Origin of the sequence: Celeribacter neptunius (assembly GCF_900113955.1) — a bacterium.
In the GTDB taxonomy this organism is placed as follows: Bacteria; Pseudomonadota; Alphaproteobacteria; order Rhodobacterales; family Rhodobacteraceae; genus Celeribacter; species Celeribacter neptunius.
The window spans coordinates 47,529-62,709 of sequence record NZ_FORH01000004.1 but is presented as its reverse complement, the minus strand read 5'-3'; the positions used below and the strand labels follow the sequence as shown (position 1 = coordinate 62,709).

The window sequence follows — 15,181 nt, the reverse complement described above, 5'->3', positions numbered from 1 at the left end:
CTCAGCGTTTCGTTTTTGCGATGATCTGGCTGACCATCTGATCCGCGAGGATCACCATCAGCCTGGCATAGGCATCACGCGAGGCGGTGAGCGAATCGATGGCTGTGCCGGTGGCGGAATAGCCGGTGAAACCCGAGGTCTTGTCCGACATCAGCGCCTGCCCACTGGCGAGATCGAGCAGCGTGTAACTGACCTGACCGGTAATATGGTAGCGGGTGATTTCCTGATCGCGGGTGATCCCGATCTGGTTCTGGGCGGTCGCGACCTTGTAGCTCAGGCGATAGAGCGGGTCCGAGGGTGTGCCGAATGTGTCGGTCAACCGGTTGACCAGCGTGTAGCTTTCGCGATCACTCGGGACATCGATTTCGACCCGGCCTCTGAGCGCGGCGGCCCGTCCACCCGGCGCATAGGCCGGGGTGAAGCCGCAGCTTGCCAGCGCCCCGAGAGAGGCGCTGGAAATCAGGAATTTGCGGCGATCAAATGACGACATTGACGATGCGGCCCGGGACGACGATGAGTTTTTTCGGCGACCCGCCATCGAGCGCCTTTTTCACAGCATCACTCTCGAGGACGAGCTTTTCAACCTCTTCCTTCGGCATGTCTTTCGGCACCGAGATCTCGTCGCGGCGTTTGCCGTTGATCTGGATCGGCAGCGTCACCGTATCCTCGACCAGCATCGCCTCATCCGGGACCGGCCAGGCCGCTTGCGCGATCAGGCCAACGCCTCCGAGCATGGCCCACATATCCTCGGCGAGATGCGGGGTCATCGGCGACATCAGCTGGGCCATGGTCTTGAGCGCGAAACGTTTCGCCTCGCGACCGGCCTTGGATTTCGACACGGTGTTGGTGAAACCGTAGAGTTTCGCGATCGAGCTGTTGAAGCCAAAGCTCTCGATGCCCTGGGTGACCTCGAACATCGCCTTATGCGTGGCGCGCAACAGCGCCTCGTCGCCTGTGCCGGTCTCCGGGGCGTTCTCCACCTCGGCGGCCAGACGCCAGACGCGGGCGAGGTGCTTGCTCGCGGCTTCGGCGCCCGAGGCGGTCCATTCCACGTCGCGCTCGGGCGGGCTGTCAGAGAGCACGAACCAGCGCGCGGTATCGGCGCCGTATTGTTCGATGATCGCCACCGGGTCCACCACGTTGTTCTTGGACTTGGACATTTTGGCGGAGGGGATCACGTTCACCTTCTCGCCGGTCTCACGCACAAAGACCCCGCCGTCGCGTTCCTCGACCTGTTCCGGGTAATGATAGATCGACCGACCGTTCTCGTCCTTGCGCTCGGCATTCTCGTAGATCGCATGGGTCACCATGCCCTGGGTGAACAGCGCGTTGAACGGTTCGCGGCTCTTCTCCGGCAGATGCCCGGTCTCGTTCATCGCCCGGGCGAAGAAGCGCGAATACAACAGGTGCAGAATCGCATGTTCGATGCCGCCGATATACTGATCGACGTTCATCCAATACTCGGCATCCTCGGCCACGGTTGGCGTGGTGGCACGCGGCGCGGTGAAGCGGGCGTAATACCAGGACGAGTCGACGAATGTGTCCATCGTGTCGGTCTCGCGCAGCGCCGCGCCACCGCAGTTCGGGCAGGCGCAATTGCGCCAGCTCGGATGCCGGTCGAGCGGGTTACCCGGCACCGAGAAATCGATCGCCTTGCCATCCTCGTCAAAGGGCAGCTCGACCGGCAGATTCTCTTTCTTCTCCGGCACCACGCCGCAGCTTTCGCAATGCACCACCGGGATCGGGCAGCCCCAGTAGCGCTGCCTTGACAGGCCCCAGTCGCGCAGGCGGAATTTGGTCACGCCGTGGCCGACGCCATTGGCCTCGCAGAAATCGATGGCGCTGTTCACGCCCTCCTCACTGGTTTGCAGCGCCTCGCCGGCAAAACCGCGGGTGTAGTTCACCTTCTCGGATTTGAGCGGTGTATAGGCCTCCGACGTGTCGAGTTCGCCCTCGGCGGGCTCGAACACAAAGGTGATCGGCAGGTCGTATTTCGTCGCGAAGTCGAAGTCGCGCTGGTCATGCGCCGGACAGCCGAAAATCGCGCCGGTGCCGTAATCCATCAGGATGAAATTGGCGATATAGACCGGCAGCTCGACCGAGGTGTCGAACGGGTGGCGCACGGTCAACCCGGTGTTGTAGCCGAGCTTCTCAGCCTTCTCGATGGCTTCCTCGGTGGTGCCGCCCTTGCGGCATTCCTCACAGAACGCGGCAATCTCCGGGGTCCCGGCGGCCAACTCCTTGGCCAGCGGGTGATCGGCGGAAATGCCCACGAAAGACGCGCCCATCAGCGTGTCAGGACGGGTGGTGTAGACCTCGATCCGGTCGTGATGCGCCGGCGCGTCGACGATGGAAAAGGCAAATTGCAGCCCGCGGCTCTTGCCGATCCAGTTGCGCTGCATGGTTTTGACCTTGTCGGGCCAGTCATCCAGCGTGTCGATGGCGTTCAATAGGTCTTCGGAATAGTCCGAGATCTTGAAGAACCATTGGGTCAGCTCGCGGCGTTCCACCGGCGCGCCGGAGCGCCAGCCGCAACCGTCGATCACCTGTTCGTTGGCCAGAACCGTCATGTCGACCGGGTCCCAGTTCACCGTGGCGTTCTTGCGATAGACCAGCCCCTTTTCCAGCATGTCGATGAACATCGCCTGCTGTTGGCCGTAATATTCCGGGTCGCAGGTGGCGAACATCCGGGTCCAGTCGATCGAAAGGCCCAGCGGCTTCATCTGATCGACCATCGTGTCGATATTGCCGTAGGTCCAGGTCTTCGGGTGGCCGCCAGAGGCCATCGCCGCGTTTTCCGCCGGCATGCCGAACGCGTCGAACCCCATCGGGTGCAAGACGTTATGCCCGGTCGAGGATTTGTAGCGCGCCACCACGTCTCCCATGGTGTAATTGCGCACGTGACCGATATGGATGCGGCCCGAAGGGTAGGGGAACATCTCGAGCACGTAATACTTCGGCTTGCTCTCGTCACGTTTGGCGAGGAACACATCCGCCTCATTCCAGGCGGCCTGCCATTTCGGTTCGATCTCGCTGGGCGCGTAGCGGCTCATGTTCTCTTCCTTCGTCAGAGCGTTTCCAGTGTATGTCGGAACACGACGGGGCTGGAAACGCGTGCAACATCCTATTGTCTTAGACGTTTCCACATGTCGCTGTGCTTCAACGAAATGTGGAAACGCTTTCAGAAAAACGCCGGGCATCGTAAAGGCCCGGCGTCGTCATAAATCCTTGGCTCTCCGGGGTCCAGAGGCCTTGTTTCCTTGCGTTCACTTCCCGGTGCGCAACTGTCGTGCACGGGTCAGAATCGCGTCTTCGACGGCTGTTACCGTCTCCTGACTCACGGCTCCGCCACGGGTGTAGAGCGAGATGTTCAGGGTCCGGGCATCAAGCGCCGGGTCGGTGACGTGAATCACCGCGCGGTAGGCGCGCCCGCCACCCGGCGGTGTGCCATAGCCAGTGATAATCACGCCGGTGAACGGATCGGCTTCCTGCACCGGCAGGAAGGACAGCACATCAAGTGCGGCGTTCCAGATGTATTTGTTGACCTGAACCGTGTCGGACACGGACCCACGCCCGCCGCCAAAGATTGTCCGGCGCTTGGGCTGTTCGATGACGATGGTTTCGCCATTCGGGATCTCGACCACCTGACCGGTGGATTTCGTGTCGACCGCCTGGGTTTCGCCATCCGTCGTCACGACGGTTTCCGATTTTCCGCCGGAAAAGGGCAGGGAGCCGAGGCTGTCCCCGACGGAGCCAAGGCTGTCAAAAGCACCGCAGCCCGAAAGCGTCAGAGAAGCGGCCACGGTCGTGACCAGAATATAGGGTGGGCGAAACATCGATGGCTCCCTCGCAAGATATCGCGGCAACCGTAGCCACCGGGACGGCGAGGGACAAGAGCTAAGCGCAAATCTCTGTCGCGCAGGCAGTGGCAAAAGAAAAGGGCCGCTCTTGACGAGCGGCCCCTCCAATTTGTTCTGAACTTCTATGAATTAGAAGGACAGGGACAGAGCCAGCGTGGCGCCGGAGTACAGCTCGTAGCCGCCAAGACCGGTGTCGATGTCGTCGGTCATCTCAGCAGCAGTGGAGTTCGCATCGGCGTAGGAAGCGAGGAAGGACGCGCCGCCACCGAGGTCGTACTCAGCCACGATGTAGGAGGCGAAGTCGTTGTCGGTGTCGTCATCGCCATCGATGTAACCGGCGGTCACAACCAGACCCATGCCGAAGTCATAAGAACCTTCGAGGTTGTACTCTTCTTCGCCGCGAGCGGATTCGTAGTGGGCGAGAATTTCGATCGGGCCGTCAGCATAAGCGGCGGTCAGACCGTAGGTGTAGTCGTCACCGTAGGTTGCGGAAGCAACGCTTTCAGACACGTAGTAACCGGTGAGGGTCACCGGGCCAACCGGGTAGGAAACCTGAATGCCGATGGAATCTTCATCAGCAGTGTTGTCTTTCGCGTAAGCAACGAGAATGTCTGCGCCACCGAAGGAGGTGCCAGCGGAGATGCCGAAGATTTCGTTGCCGTTGTAGTCGCCGTTAGCAGCGATGTCGCCGGTGGCCGGAGCGGCATCTTCTTCCTGGTAGGCAACGGAGAGGTCAACCATACCAAGGGTCGCGGTTGCGCCGAAGCCGAGCTGGTAGGTTTGACCATCACGGTCAACAGCGGTGGACAGGCCAGCGGAGAACATGTCGAATTTGGCGTCGAGTTTCAGAACCTGCTCGTCGTCAACTTCGGAGAAGCCGTCGAACGCCATGTCGGACACGCCATTCCAGTAGGAAACAGCAGCGTACTCAGTGTCACCGTAGGTCAGGGTGTACATGTCGTTAGAAACCGAGATGGTCAGGTTCTCGTCTTCGGACCAGTAGTTGTCGGTGGCACCGTTGTTGTCGAAGTTGTCGAGCTCGATGCCGTAGGTCAGGGACGCGGTCCAGCCGTTGTTCAGTTCGGCGGTTGCGTTGATGTCGACGTCGGAGTCAACAAAGACGCCGTCGGAGTAGTCGTCATTGTAGCCGATGGTGGCGGAGCCGGACCAGGTGATTTCAGCGGCAGCGGCGCCTGCGAGCAGGGTCAGGGCTGCGGAAGAAAGAAGGATCTTTTTCATTTTTTTCCCTCGTGGAATTTTATGAATATCAGGCATGCCGGCTTACCCGACACATGGGCATTGGAATGCGCCGAAGCGCGCTTTGGGTCAAGCAAAGGCGGGGATGCGGGTGCGCTCTCTCGGAAAATGATGCAACTTGGTCACACACCTGTTGCACAGCATGCGGGCCACATCCTAAGAAACCCATAATGAGTGGGGCATGTGCATATAGGAGGCAGATATGGGGCTTGCAGAGATCAGGGATCGCGTCGTGGCGGAAGCAAAACGTGTCGGGCGGGCGCCGGAGAGTGTGACTCTCATTGCTGTTTCCAAGGTTCAGCCCAATGATCGGGTGGAGGCTGTTCTTGAACAGGGGCATCGGGTTTTCGGGGAGAACAAGGTGCAGGAAGCCGCGGGCAAATGGCCCGGGTTCAAGGAGAAATTCGAGGGCGTCGAGCTGCATCTCATCGGGCCTTTGCAGACGAACAAGGCGCGCCAGGCGATGGAATTGTTCGATGTGATTCACACGGTGGACCGTCCGAAATTGGCCAAGACCATCGCCCGTCTGGCCGGGGAGCTGGGGCATTGCCCGCGGCTGTTCATTCAGGTGAACACTGGAGAAGAACCTCAAAAGGCTGGCATTTTACCGGCCGATGCGGACGGGTTCATCAAGGAATGCCGCGATCTGGGGCTCGTGATCGAGGGGTTGATGTGTATCCCACCCGCCGAGGAAGAGCCGTCTTTGCATTTCGCGCTTCTGAAAAAGATCGCCCATCGCAACGGCCTCAAAGGCCTGTCCATGGGCATGTCCGGCGATTTCGAGAGCGCGATTGCCCAAGGCGCGACCCATGTGCGGGTCGGCTCCGCGATCTTTGGCGAACGGGATTATTCCTGAGGAGTCGCGTGGTCGGCAAAGCGTCGGATTTCTGTCGGACTTTTGTCGGGCAGGTTTTGAGAGGCTGTTCTCAACGAATGATCAGCCGGGTTGCGGGGCTCACTCGTTCCGCGATCCAGCGCAGGTGATCGGCGCGAAAGGCGACGCAGCCCTCGGTCGGATGGCGCGGTTTGCGCCAGCGATGGACAAAGATGGCGGAGCCCTTGCCGGGCGTCGCCATGGGCCAGTTCCAATCACTGATCAGCACCAGATCGTAAAGCCGGTCGGCGCGACGCATTCTCTCATGGCTCGCCTTAAAAGGCGCGCGCACCAGATGATTGTAATCGGCATGATCGCCGGCATCGCACCAGAGATCGCCGGGTTTGATCTTTTCCCCGTCAAGCGCCGGAATGCGGTCGGCGCGGTAATAGAGCCGCGGCAGATGATGCATGCCGCGCGGGCTGGCGCCGTCGCCTTCGCGTTTATTGTCGGTGATGCCGCCCTTGCCGATGGCACAGGGGAAACGCAGCCCCATGAAGCGCGCGCCCCAGCGGGTGACCACGATGTCAGTGGCCTTGATCATTACAGAAGGTGCCCCGATTTGCGCGCCTTGGTGGCGAGATAGGCTTCGTTGTAGCGATTCTCACCCACCTTGAGTGGCACGCGTTCGGTGACCTTGATCCCCTGATCTTCCATCCGGGCGATCTTGTTCGGATTGTTGGTCAGAAGCCGCACGGCGGAAAACCCCATCTCTTTCAGGATCGCCGCCCCAATGCGGAAATCGCGCTCGTCATCCTCGAAGCCGAGCCGATGATTGGCCTCGACCGTGTCGAAGCCCTGATCCTGCAGTGAATAGGCGCGCATCTTGTTGGCATGGCCGATGCCGCGGCCCTCCTGATTGAGGTACAGCAGGATGCCCGCCCCCTCTTCGCCCATCTGGGTGAGCGCGGCGTTGAGCTGCGGTCCGCAATCGCATTTCAGCGATCCCATGAGATCGCCGGTGAAACAGGCGGAATGCAGCCGCGCCAGAACCGGTTTCGCGCGATCCGGGCGACCGATCTCGACCACGAAATGCTCCTCGCCACCGTCATCGGGGCGAAACACATGCACGCGGGATTTCTCCGAGGCCACCAGAGGCACCCGGGCGTGAATCACATCCTGCAAGGGCGCCAGATCGGCCATATGCGGCAGGGCGGGTTCGACCGGCAGGACGGTCAGCCCGTGGGTGGCGGCGATCTCCAGCGCGTTGGTCACATCGACCATGACGGCGGCGGGCAGGAGCCGTGCGGATTTCGCCAGCGCAATCGCCGCCCGGGCACAGATTGCATCGCCGCCCCGTGCCGATTGAAACGGGCCTTTCATCGGGTGGGTCAGATCATCCGCCGGATTGGCCACGGCTTCGATCCAGTCGACATCGACGTCGGAGGGCAGCGCCAAACGGGCCAGATCGCCATCGTAAGCCCGGGCCGAGAGGGTCTCTGCCCGCCGGGCGGTGATTGCCAGATAGGGCGTGCCGAGGTTGCGCAGATCCGAAAGCCGCTCGGGCGAGACATCTTCGGCGGCCACGGCCAATGCGGCGCCGGCCCCGGAGCGCAGCACCACAGGCACCCCCATGCGCATGTCGGAGCGTGCGCGGGCGATCATCTCGGAAAGGCTGGGGGCGAGGCTCATGGGCGATCCGTCTTCGGTCGAATGTGATAACAGGCCTCTCATGTAGCCATTTCTGTCACAAAGTGAAACATTTCCGGGGGTGTTGACACGCTTGCGTGAGCGTTTTGTTGCAAATCTTGTTTCCGGCCATGGTCGGGCGCACATCACGTTCAATGCACAAACCAAGGAGGTCCATGTGATGGCCACTCTCAAGAAAATCCTGCTCGTCGATGACGATGACGATTTGCGTGAAGCTCTGAGCGAGCAGCTTGTGATGACCGAGGATTTCGATGTCTTCGAAGCCGACAGTGGCGCCGGGGCGGTCGAGAAATCGAAGGAAGGCCATTACGACCTGATCATCCTCGATGTGGGCCTGCCGGACACGGATGGCCGCGAATTGTGCAAACGCCTGCGCAAATCGGGCGTGAAGGCGCCTATTTTGATGCTGACCGGGCATGACACTGATGCAGACACGATCCTCGGGCTTGATTCCGGCGCCAATGACTATGTCACCAAGCCGTTCAAATTCCCGGTGCTTCTGGCGCGCATCCGCGCCCAGCTCCGCACCCATGAACAATCCGAAGCGGCGGTGTTCCAGCTCGGGCCGTATACGTTCAAACCGGCGCAGAAGATGCTTGTCACCGATGAGGACAAGAAAATCCGCCTGACGGAAAAAGAGACCAATATTCTCAAATTCCTCTACCGCGCCACCGAAGGCGTGGTGCCGCGCGATGTGCTGTTGCACGAGGTCTGGGGCTATAATGCCGGGGTGACCACCCACACGCTGGAGACCCATATCTACCGGTTGCGGCAGAAAATCGAACCCGATCCCTCGAATGCGCGTCTGCTGGTGACCGAGGCTGGCGGCTATCGTCTCGCCTCCTGAGCTGGAGCCGGGTTTCCCAGCGGTTGCAAAAGAGATGGCCCGGCGGTTGCGCCGGGCTTTTTCGGGCCGCGCGCGCCGGTCCCGCTCGTGTCCCGCCAGGGGGGGCTAGATCCCGCGCAAGACGCGCGGGCCGGGGCCTTCGCGGGCGGCCTCGTCGTCGCGGTTGTAGATCTTGCAATTCTTCATCGACAGGCAGCCGCAGCCGATACAGCCCTCGAGATTGTCGCGCAGCGCTTCGAGTGCGGCGATCTTGCGGTCGAGATCGGCACGAAATTCCAGTGCGACCGCGTGCCAGGCCTTGGCGCTGGGCGCCTCATCCTCCGGCAGTTCCGACAGCACGTCACGAATGCGGGCGATGGTGAAGCCGAATTTCTGCGCCGCGATGACAAAGGACAGACGGCGGAGCGCGCTGCGTGGAAACCGGCGCTGACCGCCGGCGTTGCGATGGGCAAAGACCAGCCCCTCTTTCTCATAATAGCGGATCGCCGAGACGCTCAGCCCGGTGCGGCTGGCCACCTGTCCGATGGTGAGTTCATGTGCGGGCATCGTCCCCTCAGAAAAACCTTGACCTAAAGTTAGGTTTAGAAATTATACCGCTTGCCATCAAAACGCAATGATGGAGAAAATCATGACACACGTACGTTTGGAGCATGCCAATATCACGGTGTCCGACCCGGAGCGGACGGCCCGTTGGATGAACAAGGTGTTCGGCTGGAACATCCGTTGGCAAGGCGGCGCGATCCATCAGGGCCGGTCGATCCATATGGGCGAACCCGACAGCTATATCGCGCTCTACGGCCCGAAAGAGGCGCCGACAAAGGGCGGTGACAGCTACACCCATATCAACGGATTGAACCATCTGGCCGTGGTGGTCGGCGATCTCGATGCGGTGGAAACGCGGGTCTCCGAGGCCGGGTTCACCCCGGTCAACCACGCCGATTACGAGCCGGGGCGGCGGTTCTATTTCCGCGATCACGACGGCATCGAATTCGAAGTCGTGCAATACGATTGAAGAACAGGGGGCATGCCAAAACCCGGCTGGTCGTCGGGCGCGGGGATGACTATGCTCGCGCCTGACACAATGGAGACCTGCCCATGCCCTTTACCCTCGCCACCTGGAACATCAACTCCGTGCGGCTGCGCGAACCGATCGTGCTGAAGCTTCTGGAACAGGAAGCCCCCGATGTGCTGTGCCTTCAGGAGTGCAAATCGCCGGTGGAGAAAATCCCGATGGAGGGCTTCCGGGCGCTGGGCTACACCCACATGGTGGCGCGCGGGCAGAAGGGCTATAACGGCGTCGCGATCCTCTCGAAAATCCCGATGGTCGAGGCCGGGGCCGAGGATTACGCCTCTCTCGGCCATGCGCGTCACATCGCGGGCAAGCTCGAGAACGGCGTGACCATCCACAATTTCTACGTGCCGGCGGGCGGCGACAAGCCGGATCGCGAGATCAACGAGAAATTCGGTCAGAAGCTCGACTACCTGACCGAGATGCGCGACGCGTTTCGTGCCGACAAGCCGGAAAAATCCATCCTCGTGGGCGATCTCAACATCGCCCCGCGCGAGGATGATGTGTGGAATCACAAGCAGCTTCTGAAAATCGTTTCGCACACGCCGATCGAGGTGGACCATCTGGCCGAGACCCAGGAGGCCGGGGGCTGGGTCGACATCACCCGTCAGGATATTCCCGAGGGGCTGCTCTACAGCTGGTGGTCCTATCGCGCCAAGGATTGGGATGCCGCCGACAAGGGCCGTCGTCTCGATCACATCTGGGCGACGCCGGATATTTCCAATGCCGGGCATGGATCAAAGATCCTGCGCGAGGCCCGCGGTTGGGAACAGCCGTCGGATCACGCGCCGGTCTTTGCCACGTTCGATCTGTAAGGACGACACCGGGACAACCGGGATGGATGAGGTGGCGGCAAACGGGTTTTGCAGCAATCGATGCGACATCTGTTCGCGAAATGCTTTAAAAACCATGCGCAAAGGCGCATATATGCGGCAAGCAAGCAGATAGAGGAGAACCGATATGGATCTCGGTCAAACCAATGGCGCCGCCCATGGCGCATTCGTGAAAGATGTCTCCGAAGCCGATTTCATGGCGGAGGTGATCGACGCCTCGCAGGAGACCCCGGTGATCGTCGATTTCTGGGCCCCGTGGTGCGGCCCCTGCCGTCAGCTCGGCCCGGCTCTGGAGGCCGAGGTCGAGGCTGCCGGTGGTGCGGTCAAGATGGCCAAGGTCAATGTCGACGAGAACCAGGGCATCGCCGGTCAGCTCCGGGTGCAATCGATCCCGACGGTCTATGCCTTTTTCAAGGGCCAGCCGGTCGACGGCTTTCAGGGCGCGCTTCCGCCCTCGCAGGTCAAGGAATTCGTGACCAAGATCGCCGCGCTCAATGTCGACGAAAGCCTCGCCGATGCCGTCGCCGCTGCCGATGAAATGTTCGAGGCGGGCGAGATCGACGATGCGGCCCAGACCTATGCCGCGATCCTCGAGGAGGACGACAAGCTGGCCGGGGCCTATGCCGGTCTGGCAAAATGCCATCTCGCCAAGGGCGAGGTCGATGAGGCCGAAGCCGTGATCAACGGGGTCCCCGCCGACGTGTCGGGGGATGCCGCGGTCGAGGCCGTCCATGCCCAGATCACGCTGGCACGCGAAGCCGAAAACGCCGGTCCGCTGGCCGATCTGATGGCCAAGGTCGAGGCCGACCCGAGTGACATGCAGGCGCGTCTGGATCTCGCCGTGGCGCAGCACGCCAATGGCAAGGTGGAAGAGGCGGTGGAAACGCTTCTGGCCGCATTCAAACTCGATCGCGACTGGAACGACGGTGCCATCAAGGAGCAACTGTTCAAAATCTTTGACAGTCTCAAGCCCTCCGACCCGATCGTTCTCAACGGCCGGCGCAAGCTGTCCTCGATGCTATTTGCCTGATCGCACGCCTGCTCTAGATTAGAGCCATGTTGAGCGCAGCCGATCTTCCGCAATCCATCCCGATCTTCCCGCTTCCCGGGGCGCTTCTGCTGCCCCGGGCGCGGTTGCCGCTGCATATCTTCGAACCGCGCTATCTGCAGATGCTCGAAGATTGCATGAAGACCTCGACGCGGCTCATCGGCATGGTGCAGCCCTGTTCCGGCGGTGGCGCAGGCAAGCTCAACACGATCGGTTGTGCCGGGCGGTTGACCGCCTTTTCCGAGACCGAGGACGGGCGCTACATGGTCACGCTCACCGGGATCTCGCGATTCCGCCTGGGCGAAGAGACCACGGGTTTTGCGCCCTACCGCAAATTCACCGTCGATTGGCGCGATTTCCACGCCGATCTTGGCCCGGCCGAGGCGGACCCGGGGCTGAAACGCACGGCTTTCATGTCGCTGTTGAAACGCTATTTCTGCGAGGAAGAGCTGCAGACGGATTGGAGCAGTCTCGGTCACGCGGATGACGAGTTGCTGATCAATTCGCTGTCCATGCTCTGTCCTTTCGCGCCAGAGGACAAACAGGCGCTTTTGGAGGCGCCATGTCTTTCCACCCGCCGCGAAACTCTGGTAACCCTCATGGAGTTCGCCCTCTATGGCGGCTCCAATGAGGATATGATGTGATGACGACGGCAAACAGCAGCACAAACAAGAGTGTGACCCAGGAACAGGTGTTCGATCGCCGGATGCTCGAGGCGCTGGTCTGCCCGCAGACCCATGGGGTGCTGACCTATGATGCCGAGGCGCAGGAACTGATCTCGAAAACCGCCGGGCTCGCCTATCCGATCCGCAACGGCATCCCGATCATGCTGGTGAACGAGGCCCGCACGCTCGAAGAGTGAGCGCCGGGAAGAGTGAGCCCCGGGCTGTCGCATGAAAAAGGCCGCTGCACGTTCGCGGCGGCCCTATCATCTTGGCGTTGAAACGCTTCGCGTTCAGAGCGCGATGCCACGACAGAGTTTCGGCACGTCGCCATTGACGCCCGCCGCCTCGCGGATCGCCGCGCGGCGCAGGCCGGTGAGCGAATTCACCATCCCCATGCCGAGGTCGCGGGCAAAGCGCAATACCGGATTGTCGTTCGAAAACAACTTGTTGAAACTGTCGGTCATCAGCGCCATCGTGGCGACATCGAAGCGCCGCCACTGGGCATAACGCGCCAGAACATCCTCGCGCCCGATGTCTTCGCCGCGCCGATGCGCCTCGATCAGCACCTCGGTCAGCGCGCCGATATCCTTGAGACCGGCGTTCAGCCCCTGACCCGAGATCGGGTGCATGCCATGTGCCGCATCGCCCACGAGCGCCACGCGGGGAGCAAAGAACGCATTCGCGAGCGTGATGTTGAGCGGATAGGCAAAGCGTTTGCCGGCCAAGGAAATCTCGCCGAGGAAATCGCCGAAGCGCGGCCGCAGCACGGCGAGATAATCGTCGTCATCGAGCGCCTGAATCTCGGTCGCAAGCCTGTCTTTCTCGGTCCAGACGATCGAGCTTTGATTGCCGGGCAGCGGCAGGATTGCCAGCGGTCCGGAGGGCAGGAAATATTGATGCGCGCAGCCATGATGCGGCAGCTCATGCTGGATCGCACAGACCAGCGCGGTCTGACCGTAGCCCCAGCCGGTGCGGCTGATCCCGGCGCGTTCCGCGGTGCCGGATTTGCGCCCGTCGCAGCCGATGATGAGCTTGCCCGTGAGTTGGGTTCCGTCCGCCAGCGTCAGTGTCGCGCCATGGGCGTCGACCTCTTGCGCCACCACATGGCCCTCGATCTGGGTGATCCTGTCATGCGCGTCCAAGGCCTCGAGAAAGGCCTGCCGCAAATAGCGGTCCTCGACCATATAGCCCATCGGGCTCTCGTCGATCTCGCCGTCGCGAAATTCCAGCATGAACGGTCCCGGGCCTTCGCCGGGTTTGCCATCGGTGACCTTCACGTCGAGGATCGGTTGGGCGTGGCTGTGCAGCTTGTCCCAGATGCCGATGGCGGAGATCAGGCGTTGCGAGCCCAGAGAGAGCGCATAGCCGCGCCCGTCGAACAGATCGCTGACCCGCTGGGTTTTCGGCAGCGCATCGATCAGGGTCACGGTGAGCCCGGCATTGGCCGCCGCCAGCGCCAGAGCCGGACCATTGAGCCCGCCGCCAACGATGAGAAGATCTGTCGCTTGGGTCATGAAAGCCTCCTTGCCGCGCTTCGTGAAACGCTTGCGCCGCAATATGACGCGTCACACGGGATTGTCCATGCGTTGTTGCGCCGCTAGCTTGGCGCGGTGAAGGGTGCGGTGATAGGCACTGCGACTGACATTGCGCGAACGGGAGCGACAAAATGGCCGAATATACCGAGATGAGCATGTGCGATCTGGGACGTGCGATCGGCGCGGGAGAGATCGATCCGCGCGATCTTGCGGCGGCCTATCTCGACAAGGCGCGGGTGCACCCCTACGCCGAGCGGATCTACGCCCGGATGATGGAGGATCGCGCCATGGCCGAGGCCGAAGCCGCCCATGCGCGGGCCGAGAACGGTGTGCGGCGTGGACTTCTGGACGGTGTGCCGGTGTCCTGGAAAGACCTGTTCGACACGGCGGGGGTGGCGACCGAGGCCGGCTCCGCCCTGTTGCAAGACCGCATCCCGACTCGCGATGCCGAGGTGCTGCGTCGGGCGTCACAGGCCGGTCTCGTGGCGCTGGGCAAGACCCATATGTCCGAACTGGCCTTCTCCGGGCTGGGGCTGAACCCGATCACCGCCACGCCACCCTGTATCAATGATCTGGACGCCGTGCCGGGCGGGTCGTCCTCGGGTGCTGCGGCCTCCGTGGCCTTCGGGCTTGCGGCCGGTTCCATCGGCTCGGACACCGGCGGTTCGGTGCGCATCCCCTCGGCCTGGAACGATCTCGTGGGGTTGAAAACCACCGCCGGGCGCATCCCGCTCGACGGTGTGGTACCGCTGGCCGCCGCTTTCGACACCATCGGGCCTCTGGTCAAGACGGTCGAGGATGCGGCGGAGAGTTTCGCCATTCTCGACGGTTCTCCCGCCCCCGATCTCAAAGGAGCGACGCTCAAAGGCAAGCGGCTTCTGGTGCTCGACAATGTGGTGTTTGACGAGATTCGCGACGCGCCTCGCGTGGCGTTCAAGGCGGCGGTGGAGAAATTCCGCGACGCCGGTGCCGAGGTGGTCCAGGCGCCTATCGATGCCGTCACCGAGGCGATGGATCTGTCCGCCATCCTGTTCACCACCGAGGCCTATGCCGAATGGCGCGACTATATCGAGGCCCGGCCGGACGCGATGTACCCGCGCATCCTCGAACGTTTCCGCGGGGGGGGCGCATATAATGGGGCAGATTTCGTCGCCGGCTGGAAAAAGCTGACACATTTGCGGGCCGCGTATCTCAGGGCGACCGCGGGCTATGACGCCGTGCTCCTGCCGACCGCGCCGAACCTGCCGCCCAAGGCGGAGCGGCTGCTGACGGACGCGGAGTATTACGTGACCGAGAACCTCCTGACCCTGCGCAACACCCGGGTCGGCAACCTGATGGGGTTGTGCGCGCTGACGCTTCCCACCGGTGTGCCGTCCTGCGGGATCATCCTGCAGGCGCCACCGATGCAGGAGGCCGCTCTGCTGCGGCTCGGCGCGGCGGCGGAGCAGGTTCTCTCCTGATCGCTTTGGCGTAAAAGTCACAACCGCGCGCAGGCGCACGTCTTTCGCTGGACCAAATCGGCCTTCGTGGTTATCTTGACCTC

The 15,181-nt window shown here is 61.9% G+C and carries 16 protein-coding genes; 8 read left to right on the top strand and 8 right to left on the bottom strand.

The annotated features are described in order from the left end of the window. Position 1: 1 nt before the first annotated feature. The 4 genes from lptE to BM151_RS11290 all read right to left on the bottom strand — a co-directional run bounded on the left by lptE (position 2) and on the right by BM151_RS11290 (position 5,099). Positions 2 to 490, bottom strand: a complete 489-nt coding sequence (gene lptE / locus BM151_RS11305) for an LPS assembly lipoprotein LptE (RefSeq protein ID WP_177213112.1) — start codon at positions 488 to 490, stop codon at positions 2 to 4. Next, positions 477 to 3,053, bottom strand: coding sequence for a leucine--tRNA ligase (gene leuS, locus BM151_RS11300; RefSeq protein ID WP_090060828.1), 2,577 nt, complete (start codon positions 3,051 to 3,053; stop codon positions 477 to 479). Before leuS ends, lptE begins: the two co-directional genes overlap by 14 nt. A 213-nt stretch (positions 3,054 to 3,266) precedes the next feature. Continuing rightward, on the bottom strand, positions 3,267 to 3,836 hold the full coding sequence (locus BM151_RS11295) for a DUF3576 domain-containing protein (RefSeq protein ID WP_090060827.1): 570 nt from the start codon (positions 3,834 to 3,836) through the stop codon (positions 3,267 to 3,269). Positions 3,837 to 3,989: 153 nt separating this feature from the next. Beyond that, positions 3,990 to 5,099 carry a porin gene (locus BM151_RS11290; RefSeq protein WP_177213111.1) on the bottom strand — a complete coding sequence of 370 codons (1,110 nt, stop codon included), beginning with the start codon at positions 5,097 to 5,099 and terminating at the stop codon, positions 3,990 to 3,992. A gap of 220 nt (positions 5,100 to 5,319) precedes the next feature. On the opposite strand from BM151_RS11290, the gene BM151_RS11285 reads away from it, so the two are divergent. Beyond that, positions 5,320 to 5,973 carry a YggS family pyridoxal phosphate-dependent enzyme gene (locus tag BM151_RS11285; RefSeq protein ID WP_090060825.1) on the top strand — a complete coding sequence of 218 codons (654 nt, stop codon included), beginning with the start codon at positions 5,320 to 5,322 and terminating at the stop codon, positions 5,971 to 5,973. 70 nt (positions 5,974 to 6,043) lie between these two features. On the opposite strand, the gene BM151_RS11280 is transcribed toward BM151_RS11285, so the two are convergent. Together BM151_RS11280 and ribA are read right to left on the bottom strand one after the other, a co-directional pair. Next, positions 6,044 to 6,535: a L,D-transpeptidase family protein gene (locus BM151_RS11280; RefSeq protein ID WP_425429548.1), complete on the bottom strand. Its 492-nt coding sequence runs from the start codon at positions 6,533 to 6,535 to the stop codon at positions 6,044 to 6,046. After that, on the bottom strand, positions 6,535 to 7,623 hold the full coding sequence (ribA, locus tag BM151_RS11275) for a GTP cyclohydrolase II (protein ID WP_090060824.1): 1,089 nt from the start codon (positions 7,621 to 7,623) through the stop codon (positions 6,535 to 6,537). Before ribA ends, BM151_RS11280 begins: the two co-directional genes overlap by 1 nt. 178 nt (positions 7,624 to 7,801) lie before the next feature. Between ribA and BM151_RS11270 the strand changes: the two genes are divergently transcribed. Further along, the gene (locus BM151_RS11270) at positions 7,802 to 8,488 is read left to right on the top strand and encodes a response regulator transcription factor (protein ID WP_090061136.1); all 687 of its coding nucleotides are present in this window, start codon (positions 7,802 to 7,804) and stop codon (positions 8,486 to 8,488) included. Positions 8,489 to 8,593: 105 nt separating this feature from the next. Here BM151_RS11270 and soxR read toward each other — a convergent pair whose 3' ends face one another. Then, positions 8,594 to 9,034: a redox-sensitive transcriptional activator SoxR gene (gene soxR / locus BM151_RS11265; RefSeq protein ID WP_090060823.1), complete on the bottom strand. Its 441-nt coding sequence runs from the start codon at positions 9,032 to 9,034 to the stop codon at positions 8,594 to 8,596. An 82-nt stretch (positions 9,035 to 9,116) separates the two neighbouring features. Here soxR and BM151_RS11260 point away from each other — a divergent pair, with 82 nt between their 5' ends. The 5 genes from BM151_RS11260 to BM151_RS11240 all read left to right on the top strand — a co-directional run bounded on the left by BM151_RS11260 (position 9,117) and on the right by BM151_RS11240 (position 12,300). Continuing rightward, the gene (locus BM151_RS11260; protein WP_090061135.1) at positions 9,117 to 9,500 is read left to right on the top strand and encodes a VOC family protein; all 384 of its coding nucleotides are present in this window, start codon (positions 9,117 to 9,119) and stop codon (positions 9,498 to 9,500) included. 83 nt (positions 9,501 to 9,583) lie between these two features. After that, positions 9,584 to 10,372 carry an exodeoxyribonuclease III gene (locus BM151_RS11255; protein ID WP_090060822.1) on the top strand — a complete coding sequence of 263 codons (789 nt, stop codon included), beginning with the start codon at positions 9,584 to 9,586 and terminating at the stop codon, positions 10,370 to 10,372. Between the two features lie 145 nt (positions 10,373 to 10,517). Next, a complete protein-coding gene (locus BM151_RS11250; protein WP_090060821.1) occupies positions 10,518 to 11,420 on the top strand; it encodes a thioredoxin family protein in 903 nt (300 codons plus the stop codon). Positions 11,421 to 11,446: 26 nt separating this feature from the next. After that, positions 11,447 to 12,082, top strand: coding sequence for an LON peptidase substrate-binding domain-containing protein (locus BM151_RS11245; protein WP_090060820.1), 636 nt, complete (start codon positions 11,447 to 11,449; stop codon positions 12,080 to 12,082). Then, positions 12,082 to 12,300: a Trm112 family protein gene (locus BM151_RS11240; RefSeq protein ID WP_090060819.1), complete on the top strand. Its 219-nt coding sequence runs from the start codon at positions 12,082 to 12,084 to the stop codon at positions 12,298 to 12,300. Before BM151_RS11245 ends, BM151_RS11240 begins: the two co-directional genes overlap by 1 nt. Positions 12,301 to 12,393: 93 nt before the next feature. Here the strand turns inward: BM151_RS11240 and BM151_RS11235 are convergent, their stop codons facing one another. Further along, positions 12,394 to 13,617: a UbiH/UbiF/VisC/COQ6 family ubiquinone biosynthesis hydroxylase gene (locus tag BM151_RS11235; protein ID WP_090061134.1), complete on the bottom strand. Its 1,224-nt coding sequence runs from the start codon at positions 13,615 to 13,617 to the stop codon at positions 12,394 to 12,396. A 152-nt stretch (positions 13,618 to 13,769) separates the two neighbouring features. Between BM151_RS11235 and BM151_RS11230 the strand changes: the two genes are divergently transcribed. Beyond that, a complete protein-coding gene (locus BM151_RS11230; RefSeq protein ID WP_090060818.1) occupies positions 13,770 to 15,098 on the top strand; it encodes an amidase in 1,329 nt (442 codons plus the stop codon). The last annotated feature ends 83 nt before the right edge of the window (positions 15,099 to 15,181 follow it).

Coding starts and splice junctions, on each gene's coding strand:
- lptE (WP_177213112.1), bottom strand. CDS start 490: ATGTCGTCATTTGATCGCCGCAAATTCCTGATTTCCAGCGCCTCTCTC.
- leuS (WP_090060828.1), bottom strand. CDS start 3,053: ATGAGCCGCTACGCGCCCAGCGAGATCGAACCGAAATGGCAGGCCGCC.
- BM151_RS11295 (WP_090060827.1), bottom strand. CDS start 3,836: ATGTTTCGCCCACCCTATATTCTGGTCACGACCGTGGCCGCTTCTCTG.
- BM151_RS11290 (WP_177213111.1), bottom strand. CDS start 5,099: ATGAAAAAGATCCTTCTTTCTTCCGCAGCCCTGACCCTGCTCGCAGGC.
- BM151_RS11285 (WP_090060825.1), top strand. CDS start 5,320: ATGGGGCTTGCAGAGATCAGGGATCGCGTCGTGGCGGAAGCAAAACGT.
- BM151_RS11280 (WP_425429548.1), bottom strand. CDS start 6,535: ATGATCAAGGCCACTGACATCGTGGTCACCCGCTGGGGCGCGCGCTTC.
- ribA (WP_090060824.1), bottom strand. CDS start 7,623: ATGAGCCTCGCCCCCAGCCTTTCCGAGATGATCGCCCGCGCACGCTCC.
- BM151_RS11270 (WP_090061136.1), top strand. CDS start 7,802: ATGGCCACTCTCAAGAAAATCCTGCTCGTCGATGACGATGACGATTTG.
- soxR (WP_090060823.1), bottom strand. CDS start 9,034: ATGCCCGCACATGAACTCACCATCGGACAGGTGGCCAGCCGCACCGGG.
- BM151_RS11260 (WP_090061135.1), top strand. CDS start 9,117: ATGACACACGTACGTTTGGAGCATGCCAATATCACGGTGTCCGACCCG.
- BM151_RS11255 (WP_090060822.1), top strand. CDS start 9,584: ATGCCCTTTACCCTCGCCACCTGGAACATCAACTCCGTGCGGCTGCGC.
- BM151_RS11250 (WP_090060821.1), top strand. CDS start 10,518: ATGGATCTCGGTCAAACCAATGGCGCCGCCCATGGCGCATTCGTGAAA.
- BM151_RS11245 (WP_090060820.1), top strand. CDS start 11,447: ATGTTGAGCGCAGCCGATCTTCCGCAATCCATCCCGATCTTCCCGCTT.
- BM151_RS11240 (WP_090060819.1), top strand. CDS start 12,082: ATGACGACGGCAAACAGCAGCACAAACAAGAGTGTGACCCAGGAACAG.
- BM151_RS11235 (WP_090061134.1), bottom strand. CDS start 13,617: ATGACCCAAGCGACAGATCTTCTCATCGTTGGCGGCGGGCTCAATGGT.
- BM151_RS11230 (WP_090060818.1), top strand. CDS start 13,770: ATGGCCGAATATACCGAGATGAGCATGTGCGATCTGGGACGTGCGATC.